Source organism: Aeromonas sp. 600276, assembly GCF_049175815.1.
Classification (GTDB): Bacteria; Pseudomonadota; Gammaproteobacteria; order Enterobacterales; family Aeromonadaceae; genus Aeromonas; species Aeromonas dhakensis.
Genome location: NZ_JAAKVU010000016.1, coordinates 81,111 through 99,193, shown reverse-complemented (window position 1 = coordinate 99,193; position 18,083 = coordinate 81,111). Strand labels below are relative to the sequence as shown.

At 61.0% G+C, this 18,083-nt stretch carries 16 protein-coding genes; 7 read left to right on the top strand and 9 right to left on the bottom strand.

Features of this window, described 5'->3' with window-relative positions:
• Positions 1–400 precede the first annotated feature (400 nt).
• On the bottom strand, positions 401–850 hold the full coding sequence (gene mioC / locus G5134_RS16145) for an FMN-binding protein MioC (RefSeq protein WP_043171123.1): 450 nt from the start codon (positions 848–850) through the stop codon (positions 401–403).
• A 382-nt stretch (positions 851–1,232) separates the two neighbouring features.
• Here mioC and G5134_RS16140 point away from each other — a divergent pair, with 382 nt between their 5' ends.
• From G5134_RS16140 to fhuB, 5 genes are all read left to right on the top strand, one after another.
• Positions 1,233–3,341 carry a TonB-dependent siderophore receptor gene (locus G5134_RS16140; RefSeq protein ID WP_421232083.1) on the top strand — a complete coding sequence of 703 codons (2,109 nt, stop codon included), beginning with the start codon at positions 1,233–1,235 and terminating at the stop codon, positions 3,339–3,341.
• Between the two features lie 79 nt (positions 3,342–3,420).
• Positions 3,421–5,079 (top strand): multidrug ABC transporter permease/ATP-binding protein, encoded by a 1,659-nt coding sequence (locus tag G5134_RS16135; protein WP_421232082.1) that lies wholly within the window; start codon positions 3,421–3,423, stop codon positions 5,077–5,079.
• A gap of 22 nt (positions 5,080–5,101) precedes the next feature.
• Positions 5,102–5,866 carry an ATP-binding cassette domain-containing protein gene (locus G5134_RS16130; RefSeq protein ID WP_195879757.1) on the top strand — a complete coding sequence of 255 codons (765 nt, stop codon included), beginning with the start codon at positions 5,102–5,104 and terminating at the stop codon, positions 5,864–5,866.
• Between the two features lie 18 nt (positions 5,867–5,884).
• On the top strand, positions 5,885–6,808 hold the full coding sequence (locus G5134_RS16125) for an ABC transporter substrate-binding protein (RefSeq protein ID WP_065017158.1): 924 nt from the start codon (positions 5,885–5,887) through the stop codon (positions 6,806–6,808).
• Complete coding sequence (gene fhuB, locus G5134_RS16120; protein ID WP_421232081.1) at positions 6,808–8,790, top strand: Fe(3+)-hydroxamate ABC transporter permease FhuB; 1,983 nt, start codon at positions 6,808–6,810, stop codon at positions 8,788–8,790. The genes G5134_RS16125 and fhuB overlap by 1 nt, the downstream gene beginning before the upstream one ends.
• A 71-nt stretch (positions 8,791–8,861) precedes the next feature.
• Here fhuB and mnmE read toward each other — a convergent pair whose 3' ends face one another.
• The 8 genes from mnmE to G5134_RS16080 form a co-directional block, all read right to left on the bottom strand.
• On the bottom strand, positions 8,862–10,223 hold the full coding sequence (mnmE, locus tag G5134_RS16115; protein WP_421232080.1) for a tRNA uridine-5-carboxymethylaminomethyl(34) synthesis GTPase MnmE: 1,362 nt from the start codon (positions 10,221–10,223) through the stop codon (positions 8,862–8,864).
• Positions 10,224–10,331: 108 nt separating this feature from the next.
• Complete coding sequence (gene yidC / locus G5134_RS16110; protein ID WP_010635604.1) at positions 10,332–11,978, bottom strand: membrane protein insertase YidC; 1,647 nt, start codon at positions 11,976–11,978, stop codon at positions 10,332–10,334.
• Between the two features lie 5 nt (positions 11,979–11,983).
• The gene (gene yidD / locus G5134_RS16105; protein ID WP_010635605.1) at positions 11,984–12,232 is read right to left on the bottom strand and encodes a membrane protein insertion efficiency factor YidD; all 249 of its coding nucleotides are present in this window, start codon (positions 12,230–12,232) and stop codon (positions 11,984–11,986) included.
• Entirely contained in the window at positions 12,199–12,558 is a 360-nt protein-coding gene (gene rnpA / locus G5134_RS16100; protein WP_005307159.1) for a ribonuclease P protein component, read from the bottom strand. Before rnpA ends, yidD begins: the two co-directional genes overlap by 34 nt.
• Positions 12,558–12,692, bottom strand: coding sequence for a 50S ribosomal protein L34 (rpmH, locus tag G5134_RS16095; protein WP_005307156.1), 135 nt, complete (start codon positions 12,690–12,692; stop codon positions 12,558–12,560). The genes rnpA and rpmH overlap by 1 nt, the downstream gene beginning before the upstream one ends.
• Positions 12,693–12,961: 269 nt before the next feature.
• A complete protein-coding gene (locus G5134_RS16090; RefSeq protein WP_065017161.1) occupies positions 12,962–13,696 on the bottom strand; it encodes an amino acid ABC transporter ATP-binding protein in 735 nt (244 codons plus the stop codon).
• An 87-nt stretch (positions 13,697–13,783) separates the two neighbouring features.
• Complete coding sequence (locus tag G5134_RS16085) at positions 13,784–14,452, bottom strand: amino acid ABC transporter permease (RefSeq protein ID WP_005307147.1); 669 nt, start codon at positions 14,450–14,452, stop codon at positions 13,784–13,786.
• Positions 14,453–15,211, bottom strand: a complete 759-nt coding sequence (locus G5134_RS16080; protein WP_005307144.1) for an amino acid ABC transporter substrate-binding protein — start codon at positions 15,209–15,211, stop codon at positions 14,453–14,455.
• A 313-nt stretch (positions 15,212–15,524) separates the two neighbouring features.
• On the opposite strand from G5134_RS16080, the gene dnaA reads away from it, so the two are divergent.
• A complete protein-coding gene (gene dnaA / locus G5134_RS16075) occupies positions 15,525–16,895 on the top strand; it encodes a chromosomal replication initiator protein DnaA (protein ID WP_005307141.1) in 1,371 nt (456 codons plus the stop codon).
• A gap of 83 nt (positions 16,896–16,978) precedes the next feature.
• Positions 16,979–18,082, top strand: a complete 1,104-nt coding sequence (dnaN, locus tag G5134_RS16070) for a DNA polymerase III subunit beta (RefSeq protein ID WP_005307138.1) — start codon at positions 16,979–16,981, stop codon at positions 18,080–18,082.
• Position 18,083: the final 1 nt, after the last annotated feature.

Below are 18,083 nucleotides of genomic sequence, written 5' to 3'. Positions count from 1 at the left end.
ATGGAGGGAGGATCCACTAAATAGATCTTAAGGATCTTTAGATCGATCTTTTATTGGATCTTTTATTAGGATCCGCCGCTTCTGTTGATAAGCACTTTTTGATCATAAAGATCATCGTCTTAAGAGCGATCTCTGGTTGTGGAAAAGCTTGGATCCTGGCCCCGTGAACTGGGGGATAACAAGGGTTTTTATACACAGACACCCTTTGGTTTAGATCTCATACATGGATAACTATAGGTTTTACAGAGTTTCACACAGGAGTTATTCACAATTTCTCGGGGCATTCTAAGGGAACCCTTGGAACAACTTCTCCGGATCCACCTGTTAATAACCTGGTGGATAGCGATCTGGGGATAAGCGGGGAGATCGAGCCGTTCATGCCGGATCTCCCGCTCCCGGTTCAGGCGATCAGGGCCAACCAGTCCCGGATCCAGATTTCGGCCGCATCTTCCGGGATCTCGTGCCGGGTCACGTCGATGTCGAGACGATCCCCAATCCGGCTGGCGCCGCACTCGGCCAGCAGTCGATCCAGCGTCTTGCCGCCCTGGCAGAAGGTGTCATAGCTGCTGTCTCCCAGCGCGATCACCCCGTATTTCCAGCCATCAAGATCCGGACGCTGCTCGGCAAGATCCTTGGCGAAAGGCTGCAGATTGTCGGGCACATCGCCGGCACCGTGGGTGGAGGTGACCACCAGCACTATGGCCTCCGGCTCGGCAAGCACCCTGGCCAGGCTGGCGGGGTTGTGGATCTCGGTTTGGTGGCCCGCTTGTTCCAGCAGGCCGGCGACGTGGTCCGCGACATATTCAGAGGCGCCCAGCATGGAGCCGACGACGAGATTGAGTTTGGCCATGGAATGGATCCTGATTTCAGACGAAGCAAGAGAAAGCCGGATTCTACCGCCAAAGGGTGTGGATAAATATGGATAAAGCTTGGGGATAATGGATCCTCGCTGCTTTTGTACGGAAAAAAGGATCCCCGCCCACCGATCCTGCCCAATCTTGCGATCGTGTCGAAAAGGGGCCGTTTCCTCCTCTTGTGTGTTCTCCGCTCGGCTCCTGATACGTTAAGTAACAATGCGGATGCAAATGATTAGCAATTATTGAATCGATTCGATCATGGCTCCTGTAGTAGCATGTCGCTGCTTTATTCGCCTGAGGAACCGGGCTACCGGCATGACCGGCTACCAATAATAAGAAATCAGAAACAACTCATTGATATTTGAGACACTTACTATGATTGCGCAAAAAAACACCCCCATCGCAGCGATGCGAAAGAGAGGGGCACAGCAACTGCTGCCGCTCTCCTGCCTGTTGGCCAGCCTGCCCGTGCTGGCGGCCGAACAACCGAAAGAACTGCCGAAAGCCAGCGAGACCATGGTGGTCACCGGTACCGCCATGAAGGTGGAAGTGCCTATGGCCGAGACGCCTCGCGCCGTCTCCGTGGTCAACCGCGAGGAGCTGGATCAGCGTGCCGTGCAGCAGCTTGACGAGTCCCTGCGCTACCGCTCCGGCGTGCTCAGCGGCCTCTATGGCTCCGACAACAATACCGACTGGTTCAAGGTGCGCGGCTTCGATGCCGCGTCCTATCTGGATGGCAACCGCCTGTTCGGCACCGGTTATTATCTCTGGACGCCGGAGCCGTTCGGCCTGGAGAGCGTGGAAGTGCTCAAAGGCCCGGCCTCGATCCTCTACGGCGAGGCGCCTCCCGGCGGCGTGATCAATGCCATCAGCAAGCGGCCGACCGCCACCCCGCAGGGGCTGCTGGATCTGCAGCTGGGCAGCCGGGATCACCGCCAGATCGGGGTGGATGTCTCCGATGCACTGACCGACAACAGCCGCTACCGCATGGTTGCTCTTTATAAGGAGCGTGACGGCGTGCTGGACGGCACCTACAACGATCGCGTCTATCTGGCGCCAAGCGTGACCTTCGATCTCTCGGATCGCACCAGCCTGACCCTGCTGGCCAGCTTCCTGCACGACGAAGGGGTGCCGACCAACGGTTTCTTCCCGGTTTACGGCACCCTCAATACCAGCGGTGGCCAGATTGATCCCAGCACCAACCTGAGTCAGCCGGATTACGATCGCAACCGCAACACCCAGCTTTCCACCGGTTACGAGCTGGCCCACCAGCTCAACCAGACCTGGGAGTTCAAGCAGAACGTCCGCTTCAACTACAACGATCTGCTGCTGCGCCAGACCTATATCTTCCCGACCTATGAAGGCACCACCGCCTTCCGCGGCCTGATCTATCGCGACGGCACCACCAAGAGCGCCACCATGGACAACCAGATGGTGGGTTACTGGAACACCGACAGCACAGAGCAGACCCTGCTGCTGGGGGTGGATCTGCAGCGCCATGTCAATGAAGGCCAGGAAGCCGACAACTACGGCATGGGCTCCATCAATACCATGAACCCGGATTACAGCGGCTTCCCCGGTTTTGATGAGTCCACTGCCACCCACCAGAAGAGCACCAAGGGCCAGAGCGGCCTCTATGCCCAGCACCAGATCCGCTGGGACGATCGCTGGTTGCTGACCGGCGGCGGTCGCTTCGACTACGTGGAGACCCACAACATCAGCGAAGCCAAGGGCAAGAACGAGAAGCAGTATGATCACGAGCTCTCCCTCTCCGGCAGCCTGATGTACCTGGCCGACAATGGTCTCTCTCCTTATGTTGCCTATGCCGAGTCGTTCGAGGTGCTGCCTGGGATCGACCCCAACACCAGCGAATCCTACAAGCCGCTCAAGGGCACCCTGTACGAGACCGGCGTCAAGTACGCGCCGAGCTTCCTCGATGGCTACATCAACCTGGCCCTGTTCGATCTGGAGCAGACCAACTCGCTGGTCTCCACCGGTTCCGGTCAGCAGACCCAGGCCGGTGAAGTGACCTCCCGGGGTGTCGAGCTGGAAGGGAGCGTGCAGGCCACCGAGGCGCTGCGCCTGACCGCGGCCTACACCTATACCGATGCCAAGACCAACGACACCGGCAATGGCGATCGCCGTGCCAGCCTGATCCCGCGCCACCAGGTCTCCTTCTGGGGCAACTACAAGGTGCAGCAGGGTCCGGTCTCCGGTCTCGAGCTGGGGAGCGGCGTGCGCTACGTCGGCTCCAGCGTCGGCATCGGTGCCGTGAATGCGGACTACACCCCCATCTACGGCTCGGCCCAGGTGCCGGCCCATACCGTGTGGGATGCGATGATCGGGTATGACTTTGCCAAGAACTGGCGGGCTCAGCTCAACGTCAACAACCTGCTGGGTGATACCTACGTGGCCAGCTGCGACTACTACTGCTACTACGGCGAGCCGCGAAGCGTAGTGGGCAGCATCAACTACCGCTGGTAATCGAAGCGGGGCGGGAACTGGGTTCCCGCCCTTCTTTTCACCTGCAGTTGCTCTGCTCTCTCTGGAATACCGGTCCGTTATGGAACTCTTGTCTCTGGTTTATCGCCAATATCGTTGGCCCTTCATCGCCATTACCCTGCTCAGCCTGCTCAGTGCCGTCAGCGGGATTGGTGTCATTGCCTTTATCAATCAGTCTCTTGTCGAATCCGTCGGCGATCCGCTGCCGGTGCTCGGCCAGCTGATCGGCCTCATTTTATTGCTGCTGGTGATCACGCTCGGCTCTCAGCTGGCGCTGACCACCCTCGGCCATCATTTCGTCTACCGGCTGCGCGGCCGCCTGCTCAAGCAGTTGCTGGATACCGATGTCGCCCGCCTGCGCCAGATTGGCCAGGGGCCGCTGTTGGCCTCCCTTTCCAGCGACATCGGCCAGATCACCATCGCCTTCGTGCGCCTGCCCGAGCTGGTGCAGGGTCTGGTGCTCACCCTGGGGTCGGCTCTCTACCTTGGCTGGCTGTCGCCGGCCCTGCTCGGCGTCACAACGCTCTGGGTCACCTTCACCATGGTGGTGGGCTGGCTGCTGGTGAACCGGGTCTATCGCCATCTCTCCCATATGCGTCAGGCCGAGGATCGGCTCTATCAGAACTATCAGGCCATCATCGCTGGCAGCAAGGAGTTGGCGCTCAACCGCGAGCGGGCCCACTTCGTTTACCACCAGCTTTATCAGCAGAATGCGCAGGACTATCGGGAGCAGATCATTCGCGCCGACACCTATCACCTGAGCGCGGTGAACTGGTCGAATATCATGATGCTGGGGGCCATCGGTCTGGTCTTCTTCCTGGCCAACGGGCTGGGCTGGGCCGACACCCAGGTGGCCGCCACCTTCGCGCTGACCCTGCTGTTCTTGCGCACCCCCTTGCTGCAGGGCATTGGCGCCTTGCCGACCCTGCTCTCCGCCCAGGTGGCGTTCGACAAGATAGCGGCGCTCAATCTGGCCGCACCGGACGCCGACTTCCCGCTGCCGTCCGCACCCCGCACCTGGCAGCGCATCGAGCTGGAGCAGGTGAGCTTTCACTATCAGGAGGAGGGCGGCTTTGCCGTCGGCCCTATCGATCTGGTCATCGAAAAGGGGGAGCAACTCTTCATCATAGGTGGCAACGGCTCCGGCAAGTCGACCCTGGCCATGCTGCTGACCGGCCTTTATCAGCCGGTAGCGGGTCGGATCCTGCTGGATGGGGAGCCGATCACCGATCGCAACGCCTATCTGGCGCTCTTCTCCGCCATCTTCACCGACTATCACCTGTTCCAGCACCTGCTGGGGCCGGAGCCCAAGGATGAGCTGGTGGCCGAGTGGTTGGAGCGGCTGCAGATGGGCAGCAAGCTCACCATCGAAGAGGGCTTCATCGCCGATATCGACCTCTCCCAGGGGCAGCGCAAGCGGGTCGCCCTGCTGCTGGCGCTGGCCGAGCAGCGCGAGGTGATGCTGTTCGACGAGTGGGCCGCGGATCAGGATCCCCAGTTCCGTCGCATCTTCTATCAGCTGTTGCTGCCGCGCTTGAAGGAGATGGGCAAGACGGTGATCGCCATCAGCCACGATGATCTCTACTTCTCCCAGGCCGACCGGCTGCTGGAGATGCGCCAGGGCCGGCTCAGCGAGCTGACCGGCGAGCGGCGCGAGCAGGTGAGCCGCGATGCGGTCGCCCATCTGGATTGTGACTTGAATGCAGAGGCGCCGGTTTGAACCCGGCCAACAGGAACCGCTTATGTTTGAGATGAAATCAGCCAGCTTCGCGGTCAATGACCGCACGCTGCTGCACCCTACCGATCTCTGTTTCGAGCAGGGCAAAGTCTATGGCCTCATCGGCCACAATGGTTCGGGCAAATCCACCCTGCTCAAGCTGCTGGCACGCCAGCAGCCGCTCAGTGACGGCGAGATCCGGTTCGATGACAAGCCGCTACCGGCGTGGGGGGCGCGCGACTTCGCCCGTCAGGTGGCCTATCTGCCCCAGCATCTGCCTAGCGCCGAAAACCTGCTCGGGCGGGAGCTGGTGGAGATGGGACGCTATCCTTGGCGCGGCCTGCTGGGTCGGATGGGGGCGGAGGATCACCGCCAGGTCGAACGGGCCATGGCGCTGACCCATACCGAACGCTTTGCCGACCGGCTGGTGGATACCCTCTCCGGCGGCGAGCGGGGGCGGGTGTGGCTGGCCATGCTGCTGGCCCAGGAGAGCCGTTTCATCCTGCTGGACGAGCCGCTGGCCGCGCTGGACGTAGCTCATCAAGTAGAGGTGCTCACGCTGGTCAAGCAGTTGAGCCGCCAGTTCAAGCTCGGGGTCATCATAGTCATTCACGACATCAACATGGCCTCCCGCTTCTGCGATCGGCTGGTGGCGCTGCACTCCGGCCGCCTGCTGACCCACGGCGAACCCGAACAGATCATGACCGGCGAGACCCTGCACGCCATCTATGGCATCCCGATGGAGGTCATTCGCCACCCGGCCCATGACCACGCCATCGCCATCGTTTAGACAAGGCTTGTTATCTCGATGCTTTTATTCAAGAAAGTTGGCTGGTTCTGCTGCCTCTTGGCTCCGCTCATGTTGCAGGCCGAGCCAGTGGTGCCTGCCGCTGCAGACCTCCCTCGAGCCGATGCTGTGAAGTCGGTACCCCGTATCGCCACCGTCGACTGGACCATAGCGGAAACCCTGCTGGCGCTCGGGGTGACGCCGCTGGCGGTGGGGGATGTCGGTTCCTACCGCGCCTGGGTCGGCGAGCCGCTGCTGCCGGCCGCCGTGGTGGACATCGGCCAGCGCGCCCAGCCCAACCGCGAGCTGCTGGCGGAGCTCAAACCCGATCGCATCCTTATCTCGCCGCTGGCGGCCCCGCTGGCGCCGACCCTCTCCCGCATCGCGCCGGTGCAATCCATCGCGCTCTACGAGCCGGATGCCGATCTGTGGCAGCGATTGCACGAGGCGACCCTGACCATAGCTGCGCTGGTGAACAAGACCGCCGAGGCCGAGCAACTGCTGGCCAGGCTGGACCAGGATCTGGCGCAGATGCGGGCGGCGTTGCCTGCAGAGCTGCCGCCCCTCTTGGTGGTGCAGTTCATCGATGAGCGCCATGTGCGGGTATTTGGCCGCCACAGCCTGTTCGAGGCGGTGATGCAGCGGCTCGGCCTGCGCAATGGCTGGCAGGGGGAGACCAATGCCTGGGGCTTTGCCGTGGCCAGTCTGGAGCAGTTGATGGCGCTGCCGCAGGCGCGGCTGGTGGTGGTCGATCCGATCCCGGTCGGGGTGAGTGAGCGGCTGCAGGAGCCCGGTCTGTGGCAGCAGCTGCCACAGGTGAGGGCGGCGGCCGTGCTGCATCTGCCCGCGGTGTGGAGTTTTGGCGGCGTGCTGGCGGCGCGTCGCTTTGCCGTGCAGCTGAGTACTGCGCTGCAGCGGGATGGGCAAAGCGGGGAGGGGCTGTGATGAACCAGATTTTTCCATCGCCGCTGCGACTGCCTGTCAGCCTGTTGCTGGGATTGACGCTGGCGCTCGCCGGTTGGGAGCTGGCCGATCAATTGCCGGTGGCGCGTTGGCTGGCGACCCTGTTATCGCCAGATCTGACCGATGCCAGCCAGGCGGTAGTCCACTTCAGCTGGCTGCCGCGCCTTGCCGTCTGCCTGCTGGCCGGCGCCGCCCTCGGGCTGGCCGGCACCCTGATGCAGCAGGTGCTGCGCAACCCGCTGGCCTCGCCCACCACCCTGGGGGTAGCCTCCGGCGCCCAGCTGGCGCTGATGATGGTGACCCTGTTTGCTCCCTCCTGGCTGCTGCTGGGGCAGGAGTGGATCGCCATGGCCGGCGGCAGTCTCGCCATGGGGCTGGTGTTTGCCCTGGCCTGGCGTCGCCAGCTCAATCCGGTGGTCATCGTCTTTGCCGGGCTGGTGATCAACCTCTATCTGGCGGCCATCAGCATGGGGCTCCTGCTGTTCTTTCAGGAGGAGCTGAAAGGCTTGCTGGTGTGGGGCAGTGGCTCGCTGGTGCAGAACAGCTGGAGCGGGGTGAGTTACCTGCTGCCCCGTCTGCTGCTGGCTGGCGTGCTGGCCGCGGTGCTGGTGCGCCCGCTGGCGGTGCTGGAGCTGGATGATGCCAGTGCCCGCAGTCTGGGGGTCTCTCTTCAACACCTGCGTTTCGCCGGACTGGGGCTGGCGGTGTTCGTCACTGCCTGCGTGGTGAGCGTGGTGGGGCTGATCGGCTTCATCGGGTTGGCGGCGCCCGCCCTGGTGCGCTTGCTGGGGGTGAGAAAACTGGCCCTGCGACTGCTGTGGGCCCCGCTATTGGGCGCTCTGCTGCTGGCGGCCACCGATCTGTTGCTGCAATCCTTGAGCCGCAGCGGCTCTGTACTCATTCCGACCGGCGCCATGACGGCCCTGTTGGGAGCTCCGCTGTTGTTGTGGCTGATCCCGCGCCTGGGTATCAAGTCGGGCACACCAAAGGCGAATGCCGCCCTGCTGGTGGCCCGCCACCCGGCACCGGCTCGCCTTGTCGGCCTGATGTTGATGGGGCTGGTATTGGCGGTGATGGCCTCCCTGCTGTTTGGACAGGGGATTGACGGCTGGCACTGGCCTAGCTGGCTGCGCTGGCAGGCCCAGCTGGAGTGGCGGCTGCCGCGCACCCTGGCGGCCGGTGCGGCGGGCATGCTGCTGGCGCTGGCGGGCACCCTGCTGCAACGGGTCAGCAGCAACCCCATGGCGAGTCCCGAGCTGCTGGGGGTGAGTGGTGGCACCTTCATGGGGGTGATTGCCACGGCGCTGCTGCTACCCGCCCTGCCTCTGCCCATGATGCTGGCCGGCGGCCTGTTAGGTGCCTTCGGTTGTCTGCTGCTGTTGCTGCTGGTCAATCGCAGCCACGGCTTCCAGCCGGAGCGGCTGCTGCTCTCCGGCATCGCCATCACGGCGCTGTTCGAGCCGCTACAGGCCATCGCGCTGGCCAACGGTGACCTGCGGGTGCAGCAACTGCTCTCCTGGATGTCCGGCTCCACCTATTACGTCACCCTGCCGCTTGCCGGCGGGTTGGTCGTGCTGGCACTGACGCTGCTGGCAGCCTGCCTGCTGCTCAGCAGCTGGCTCGATCTGCTGCCGATGGGGCCGGCGGTGGCCGCCGCGCTCGGCATTCGGCTCAACCGGGCCCAGCTCGCCATCCTGCTGCTGGTGGCCGTGCTCACCGCCAGCGCGACCCTGGTGGTGGGGCCGCTCTCCTTCGTCGGCCTGCTGGCACCGCACATGGCCAAGCTGATGGGGCTGGTGCGGGCACGCTGGCATCTGCTCGGTGCCGCCGTCTCCGGCGCCCTGCTGATGGTGTCGGCGGACTGGATCGGCCAGCAGATCCTGTTCCCGCAGGAGGTGCCGGTGGGGCTGGTCTCCACCTTGTTAGGGGGCGCTTACTTCATGTGGTGCCTGCGCCGTCTCTAGGTTGGTGGATGAAAAATGCGCAATAAAAAGCCCGGGTTCATCCCGGGCTTTTTATTGCCTGCCGTGCAGTGTTATTTGCCGATGCAGAAGCTGGAGAAGATGCGGCCCAGCAGATCGTCGGAGCTGAACTCGCCGGTGATCTCACTGAGTGACTCCTGCGCGAGGCGCAGCTCTTCGGCCACCAGCTCGCCGGCCACGAACACCTCCAGCTGCTCCTTGGCTACCAGCAGCCGCTCGGCGGCGCGCTCCAGCGCATCCAGGTGGCGGCGGCGGGCCATGAAGCCCCCCTCGGTGTTGCTCTGGAAGCCCATGCAGGCTTTCAGGTGCTCGCGCAGGGCGGGCAGCCCCAGCTCGGTCTTGGCGGAGATTCGATAGACGGCATGGCCCTGCTCCTGACTCGGTGCCAGATCTTCGCCGGTCAGGTCGGCCTTGTTGCGCACCACGGTGAGGCCGATCTTTTTTGGCAACCGATCAACAAATTCCGGCCAGATCTCCCGCGGGTCTACCGCATCCGTGGTGGTGCCATCCACCATGAACAGCACCCGATCGGCCTGTTCAATCTCGGCCCAGGCACGCTCGATGCCGATCTGCTCCACCTTGTCCTGGGTATCGCGCAGGCCGGCGGTGTCGATGATGTGCAGCGGCATGCCATCCAGATGGATGTGCTCGCGCAGCACGTCGCGGGTGGTGCCGGCGATCTCGGTGACGATGGCGGACTCGCGGCCGGCCAGGGCGTTGAGCAGGCTCGATTTGCCGGCGTTGGGGCGACCGGCGATCACCACCTTCATTCCTTCCCGCAGCAGGGCGCCCTGCTTGGCCTCGCCGCGCACCGCATCCAGTTCATCCATGATGGCGTAGAGATCACCCGCCACCTTACCGTCGGAGAGAAAGTCGATCTCCTCGTCCGGGAAGTCGATGGCGGCCTCCACATAGATACGCAGCCGGGTGAGACTCTCCACCAGCTGCTGGATCTTGCCGGAGAATTGCCCCTGCAGGGAGTGCATGGCACTGCGGGCCGCCTGCTCGCTGGAAGCCTCGATGAGGTCGGCGATGGCCTCGGCCTGGGCCAGATCCAGTTTGTCGTTCATGAAGGCGCGCTCGCTGAACTCGCCGGGGCGGGCTGGGCGTAGCCCTTTTATCTGCAGGATGCGGCGCACCAGCATGTCCATGATCACCGGGCCGCCGTGGCCCTGCAGCTCCAGCACGTCTTCGCCGGTGAAGCTGTTGGGGGCCTTGAACAGCAGGGCGATGCCCTGATCCAGCGGCTGGCCTTGCTCATCCCTGAACGGCAGATATTCGGCGTAACGCACCCGGGGGAGTTTGCCGAGCACTATCTCGGCGACCTGTTCGGCGGCGGGGCCGGAGACGCGGACTATGCCGACGCCGCCACGGCCGGGGGCGGTGGCCTGGGCCACGATGGTATCTGTAGTCATCTTGCTTGGCTCATTTGTTCGCTGATGTTCACAGCAGTGGGGTCATTGTAATAAAAAAGGCGACCCGAAGGCCGCCTCTTTTGTCATCCATCTTGCCATCGGGAGCGATTAGCTGCGGGTATGCAGGCCTTTCTTCTCCAGCTGACGGTAGATGATGGTCTGCTGGGTAATGGAGATGACGTTGCTCACCAGCCAGTACAGGGTCAGACCTGCCGGGAACCAGAGGAACATGAAAGTGAAGATGATCGGCATGAACTGCATCACTTTCTGCTGCATCGGGTCGGTAATGGTGGTCGGGCTCATCTTCTGCAGATACCACATGGAGGCACCCATGAGGATCGGCAGCACGAAGAAGGGGTCCTTCACCGACAGGTCGGTGATCCACAGGGCGAACGGCGCGTGGCGCAGCTCGACGGACTCCATCAGTGCCCAGTAGAGGGCGATGAAGATCGGCATCTGTACCAGGATCGGCAGACAGCCACCCAGTGGGTTGACCTTCTCCTTCTTGTACAGCTCCATCATGCCCTGAGACATCTTCTGGCGATCGTCGCCGAAGCGCTCGCGCAGGGCGGCCAGCTTGGGCTGCAGCATGCGCATCTTGGCCATGGAGGTGTACTGGGCCTTGGTCAGTGGGAACATGACGCCACGCACCAGCAGGGTCAGCATGATGATGGCCAGACCCCAGTTCTGGACGAAGCCGTGAAACACGGTCAGCAGCCAGTGCAGCGGTTGGGCGATGAACCAGAGCCAGCCGTAGTCGACGGTCAGGTCGAGGTGGTTTGCCACCTTGGCCATCTGATCCTGCAGCTTGGGACCGACCCACAGCTTGCTGGTCACTTCGGCCTGCTGGCCGGCAGCGATGTCAACCAGCGGTGCCTTGTAGCCGATGATGGCCTGGTCTTTGCCAGGGATCACGCGGCTGTAGAAGCTGTTGGTGTCGTCGGCATTCGGTGCCCAGGCGGAGACGAAGTAGTGTTGCAGCATGGCGACCCAACCACCCTTGGTGGTCTTGTTCAGGTCGGCATCCTTCATCTCGTCGAAGGTGTACTTCTTGTAGCGGGTATCTTCGCTGGAGAAGGCACCACCGCGGTAGGCGCTGGCCACCATGGCGTGACCCTGCTGGTCTTTCGGCGTGGCCACGGTCTGCTTCAGCTGACCGTAGAATTGCACCTGGACCGGCTCGGCAGACTTGTTGTCGATCTTGTAGTCGACGCCGACTGCGTAGTCACCACGCTTGAGGACGAACTCCTTGGTGAAGACCACGCCCTTGCTGTCGGTCCAGGTCATCGGGACGACGACTTGATCCTGACCGTCGGCCAGCTGGTAGCTGGTCTGGGCGGCTTCATAGGTGGGACGACCCTGGGGCTGGCTGTCCGGGCCATTGCGACCAACCAGACCGCTCTGGGCAACATAGAGGTGCTCAGGCTGACTGGTCAGCAGTACGAACGGTTGATCCTTGCCTTCTTCCAGCTTGTGGGCCAGCAGTTCGGCAGAGACGATGTCACCACCCTGGGTATCCAGGGTCAGCTTGAGCACGTCGGAGGTGACGGTGATCAGCTTGCGTGCGGTGTTCGCGTTGGCTTGCTCGGAAACCTGAGGAATATCACCGGTCTGACCGGCTTCAGGTACGAAATGTTCGGTTTGGGCCACGGTAGTCGGGGCCGGCTTCGGAGCCTTGTCGGACTCCCACTGTTGCCAGAGCAAAAAGCTCACGAACAGCAAACCGATCAGGATGAGATTGCGTTGTGATTCCATAGTCTTCAGTTTCTTCGCTTTGGTTGCGGAACCGGGTCATAACCACCCTCGGATAAGGGATGGCATTTTAATAGACGTTTGCTGGCTAACCAAACGCCTTTTATGAAACCGTGAAGTCGGATTGCTTCTATCGCAAATTGGGAACAAGTCGGGGTGAAACGGCAGCGCGGCCCGAGCAGAGGGCTAATGATTAGCTGATACAGGCGTATCAGTTTGACAGCTACCCATTGCAACGGCGTGACAGAGTGCGCCATAGCTTTTCCAGTAACTTGAACAGTTCCTCGTTATCCATCTCCTTCACACCGGCCTTGGCGATCACGACGATGTCGATAGCGGGCAGATTGGCTTGATTGAGGCGGAAACTTTCCCGAACCACCCGTTTTACACGGTTGCGCCAGACGGCACGCTTGAGTGCTTTTTTGGGCACGGCGAGACCAAGGCGAGGGTGTTCGAGCGAATTGGGAGAGGCGAGAAGCGTAATCTGCGGAGAAGCGGCCCGGACAGGCTCGGCGAAAACGCGTTTGAAGTGTTCGGGAGTTAACAGACGTAACTCCCGAGAAAAGGCGTGCTGGGTAGGCATTAGACTACCAGGCGGGCACGACCCTTGGCACGACGAGCGGCCAGAACTTTACGACCGTTGGCAGTTGCCATGCGGGCGCGGAAACCGTGAGAGCGCTTGCGCTTCAGGTTGGACGGTTGAAAAGTACGTTTCATGATTCGATTCCGTATTTCTGTACAGTTTTGATTGTCACACTTAGCCGACGCGCCAGCTATAGCGTGTGACGACTAGCAAAAGAGGCCGAATTCTAAACAGAGTTCGGCTTTTAGTCAATCCGCCGTTCCCTCCCATCCTTCCCCGACCTCGAAAAGGTCTTGGGCGAGCGTGAGGATCCGAAGGATCAAGGGCTCCGGATTATACTGGCAACCCGGGGTTTAACAAGGATCCTCCAATAAAAAAGGCGGCAGAGCCGCCAAAGAGAGAGCTATTTAAGCACTTTGCGCAGGAACTCCCGGGTGCGGGGATCCTGCGGATCGACCAATATCTGATCCGGCGGGCCCTGTTCCACGATCCGGCCCCCCTCCATGAAGATCACCCGATCGGCAACATCTCTAGCAAATTCAATCTCATGGGTCACCACCACCATGGTCTGGTGCTGGCGAGCCAGTTCCTTCATCAGGCCCAGTACTTCGTCGACCCATTCGGGATCGAGGGCCGAGGTGGGCTCGTCAAACAGGATCACCTTGGAGTGAGCCGCCATGGCCCGGCCGATGCCGACCCGTTGCTGCTGACCGCCCGACAATGAGGCAGGATAGGCGTCCTGCTTGTCGGCGAGACCTATGTCCTTGAGGATGCCGAGGGCGGTGGCATGGGCCTCCGCCTTAGGTTGCTTCCAGACGGTGATCAGCCCCTCGGCGATGTTGTCCAGCGCCGTCTTGTTGGCAAACAGGGCGTAGTTCTGGAACACGAAGGAGGCGCGCTTGCGCAGCTCGATGGCCTGCTGCTCGCTGGCCTTGGCCAGGTTGAGCTGCAGATCGTCGATGGCGAGGGTGCCCGTATCGGGAGTCTCCAGCAGGTTGAGACAGCGCAGCAAGGTGGACTTGCCGGTGCCGGAGGGGCCGATGATGACGACGATTTCCCCCTTTTTCACCTCCAGATCGATGCTGTTTAGCACCTGATTGCCGTCATATGCCTTGGAGAGGCCGGTTAGCTTGATCATGATGGCCCTCCTTTAAACAGGCGCAGAGTTAAAACGGACTTCCGGCGTGCATTGCAAGCGGGTCGGTTGCGTTGTCATGGCAAACCCCTAATAGGCACGGTTGAGCCGCACTTCCAGCAGATGCTGCAGGCGGGTAAAGAAGATGACCACTACCCAGTAGACCAGGGCCACCGCCATGAAGCTCTCGAAGAACTTGAAGGAGGAGGAGGCTTCCATCTGCGCCTTGCCCATGATCTCGGCCACCCCCAGGGTGAAGGCCAGCGAGGTGCTCTTGATCATGTCGATGAAGTAGTTCATCAGCGACGGCGTGGCGATGCGGGCCGCCTGCGGCAGTATGATCCGCTGCATCGCCTGGTAACGACTCATGCCGATGCTGAGGGCAGCTTCCATCTGGCTCTTGTGGATGCCAATGATGGAGGCACGGATCGACTCGGCCATGTAGGCGGCAAAGTGCAGGGTCAAACCGACGATGGCGGCGGTGAAGGCATCCATTCCCACGAAGATGGGGAACAGCTGCGGCAGCCCGTAGTAGAGCAGGAACAGCTGGACGAGCAGCGGTGTACCCCGAAAGAACGAGATATAGAGCATCGCCAGCCAGTGGATCACGGGAACGCGAAAGACCCGTACTATCGCCAGGGCCAGCGACAGTACGAGTGCCAATGCGAATCCCCACAGGGCCATTTCCATCGTGGTGCCCAGATACTTGAGCAGGATGGGAAACAGCCCCAGCGTGTATTCGAGGTCAAATTCCATCATTTATTTGTCGGTGATGTCGGAAGCGAACCATTTTTCAGAGATCTGACGCAGGGAACCATCCTTGCGCATGGCGGTGAGGGCGTCATCGACCTTCTTCAGCAGTGCCTGCTTTTCCGGGGTCTTCAGGAAGGGCAGGGCGTTCTCGATGGTTTCGAACGGTGCGCCGGCCTGTTGTAGCGGCAGCTTGGACTCCTTGATCAGCTGGGCGGTGGAGACGCGGTCCATCACGAAGGCATCGATGCGGCCCAGGGCAACGTCCTGCTCGAAGGCGGAGTCATAGGTGCGGATGTCGATCTTCTTGTTGGGGTCGTTCTTGCGCAGCAGCTCTTCGAAGTTGGAGCCCAGGTTCACCGCGACCTTCTTGCCTTCCAGATCCTTGATGCCGTGAATGGTGCTGTTGCCCTTGCGGACCACGATCTGAGCGCCGTCATAGACGTAGGGCTGGGAGAAGGCGTACTTGGCCTTGCGCTCGTCGGTGATGGTGATCTGGTTGGAGATGGTGTCGACGCGGCCGGTTTCCAGCATGCCGAACAGGCCGGAGAAGCTGGCGGTCACGAACTCGACCTTGTAGCCGGTGCGCTCGCCGATCTGGTTCCACATGTCCACTTCAAAGCCCTGCAGCTTGTCCTGCTTGACGAAGGTGAACGGGAAGTACTTGCCGGACATGCCGACCTTGATGGTTTCCTGGGCGATGGCTTGACCGGACAGGGCGGCCAGCAGAATGGCGGCGCCGGAGACCAGCTTGATGGATGACGTCATGGTGATTCCTCTCTCTCTGTAGTTCTGTATTTTTAGTTGTAAACGCTGGGGTTGCGCTGATGTTATTGGAATAAAACCTAAAGAATAAATGATATTTGGTTATATAAAATAACCGCTTCAGGTCTGGATCTTTGGTGCATCGGTGACGGGATCGGGCTGTGGGTAACTTTGGGGATGAAATCAGATCCACGGCTGCTGGATCCTTGAAAGTCAAGGATCTTATTTGCTGGATCCGCGAGGTCGCGGCTAGAGATCCAGCCGCTAAAAACGTAGAATAGCCGGTCTTTAGTTAATCAATCGACGGGAGTTTAGAGTGACTGCTTCGCTATGGCAGCAGTGCCTTAACCGGCTGCAAGATGAGTTGCCCTCGGCAGAATTCAGCATGTGGATCCGGCCGCTTCAAGCGGAGTTGAGTGACAATACTCTGACCCTGTATGCACCGAATCGTTTCGTTCTGGACTGGGTTCGAGACAAGTATCTCATCCGGGTGAACGGCATCATCAATGAGCTCTGCGGGGTCGATGGCCCCACCCTGCGTTTTGACATCGGCAATCGTCCCCATCCCGTCGCGGTGGCCAGGGCGCCGGCACGGGGTGCGGATCCTGTGAATAACTCGCAGAAGAGCTGGGAAAGCAAGGCCGAGGCCAAGCCCGAACCGAACCACAAGAGCAACACCAACGTGAACTATACCTTCGAGAATTTCGTCGAGGGTAAGTCCAACCAGTTGGCCCGTGCGGCTGCCCGTCAGGTGGCGGACAATCCGGGTGGGGCCTACAACCCGCTGTTCCTCTATGGCGGCACCGGTCTGGGCAAGACCCACCTGCTGCATGCCGTCGGCAACGCCATCAAGGAGCGCAAGCAGGACGCCAAAGTCATCTACATGCACTCCGAGCGGTTTGTGCAGGACATGGTGAAGGCACTGCAGAATAACGCCATTGAAGAGTTCAAGCGTTATTACCGTAGCGTCGATGCCCTGCTCATCGATGACATCCAGTTCTTCGCCAACAAGGAGCGCTCCCAGGAGGAGTTCTTCCACACCTTCAATGCCCTGCTCGAAGGCAACCAGCAGATCATCCTGACCTCGGATCGCTATCCGAAGGAGATCAACGGGGTGGAAGATCGTCTCAAGTCTCGCTTCGGCTGGGGCCTGACGGTGGCGATCGAGCCGCCGGAGCTGGAGACGCGTGTCGCCATCCTGATGCGCAAGGCGGACGAGAACCAGATCCACCTGCCGGACGAAGTGGCCTTCTTCATCGCCAAGCGGCTGCGCTCCAACGTGCGCGAGCTGGAAGGGGCGCTGAACCGGGTTATCGCCAATGCCAACTTCACCGGTCGCGCCATCAACATCGACTTCGTGCGCGAAGCGCTGCGCGATCTGCTGGCGTTGCAGGAGAAGCTGGTCACCATCGACAATATTCAGAAGACGGTGGCGGAGTACTACAAGATCAAGCTGGCGGATCTGCTCTCCAAGCGCCGTTCCCGCTCCGTCGCCCGTCCACGCCAGCTGGCGATGGCGCTGGCCAAGGAGCTGACCAACCATAGCTTGCCGGAGATAGGTGATGCCTTTGGTGGTCGTGACCACACTACCGTGCTTCATGCCTGCCGCAAGATCGAGCAGCTGAAGGAAGAGAGTCACGACATCAAGGAAGACTATTCCAACCTGATCCGTACCCTTTCTTCCTGATGACGGAACTGAGTGCACAGATGCAGCTTGAACCTGCCAACCTGATCCGAAACCTTTACTCCTAATCACAACGGAGAGCACAGATGCAGCTCGAAATTAGCCGTGAGGCCCTGTTACGTCCTCTGCAACTGGTGTCCGGTGCCCTCGGTGGCCGGCCGACCCTGCCGATCCTCGGCAACGTGCTGCTGGATGTCAGCAACGGTCTGCTGTCACTGACCGGTACCGACCTCGAAGTGGAGATGATCGGTCAGGTCTATCTCAACAGTGACAGTCAGGATGGCCGCACCACAGTACCGGCGCGCAAGCTGCTGGATATCTGTCGCGGTCTGCCGGAAGGGGCGGACATTCGTCTCAATACCGAAGGCGAGCGTCTGATCATCCGCTCCGGCCGCTCCCGCTTCAACCTGTCGACCCTGCCGGCCACCGAATACCCGAACATCGAGGATTGGGAGTCCGTGCTCGAGTTCGACATCGGCCAGCTGGAGCTGAAAAAACTCATCGACGCGACCCAGTTCTCCATGGCGAGCCAGGACGTGCGCTACTACCTGAACGGCATGCTGTTCGAGAGCGAGGGCCACGGCCTGCGTACCGTGGCCACCGATGGTCACCGGCTGGCAACCTGCCGTCGCGAGGTGGTGAGCGAATCGCTGCCCGATCATCAGGTCATCCTGCCGCGTAAAGGCGTGCTGGAACTGGTGCGCCTGCTGGAAGCGGAAGACAAGCCGGTACGGCTGCAGATCGGCCGCAGCAACCTGCGCGCCGCCCTCGACGGCTTCATCTTCACCTCCAAACTGGTGGATGGCCGCTTCCCGGACTGGCGCCGCGTCATTCCGCGCAACAGCGACAAGGCCCTGATCGCCGGCCGTGAGGATCTGCGCCAGGCCTTTGCCCGTGCCGCCATCCTCTCCAACGAGAAATTCCGTGGGGTGCGTCTCAATCTGCAGGAAAACCTGCTGCGCATCACCGCCAACAACCCGGAACAGGAAGAAGCCGAAGAGCTGCTTGACGTACAATACGAAGCCGGCGAGATGGAGATCGGTTTCAACGTCTCTTATGTGCTGGACGTGCTGAATACGTTAAAATGTGACCAAATCCGGATCAGCCTGAGCGATTCCATCAGCAGCGCCATTATTGAGGATTTTGACAGTCAGGATGCTCAGTACGTGGTAATGCCGATGCGGATCTAGT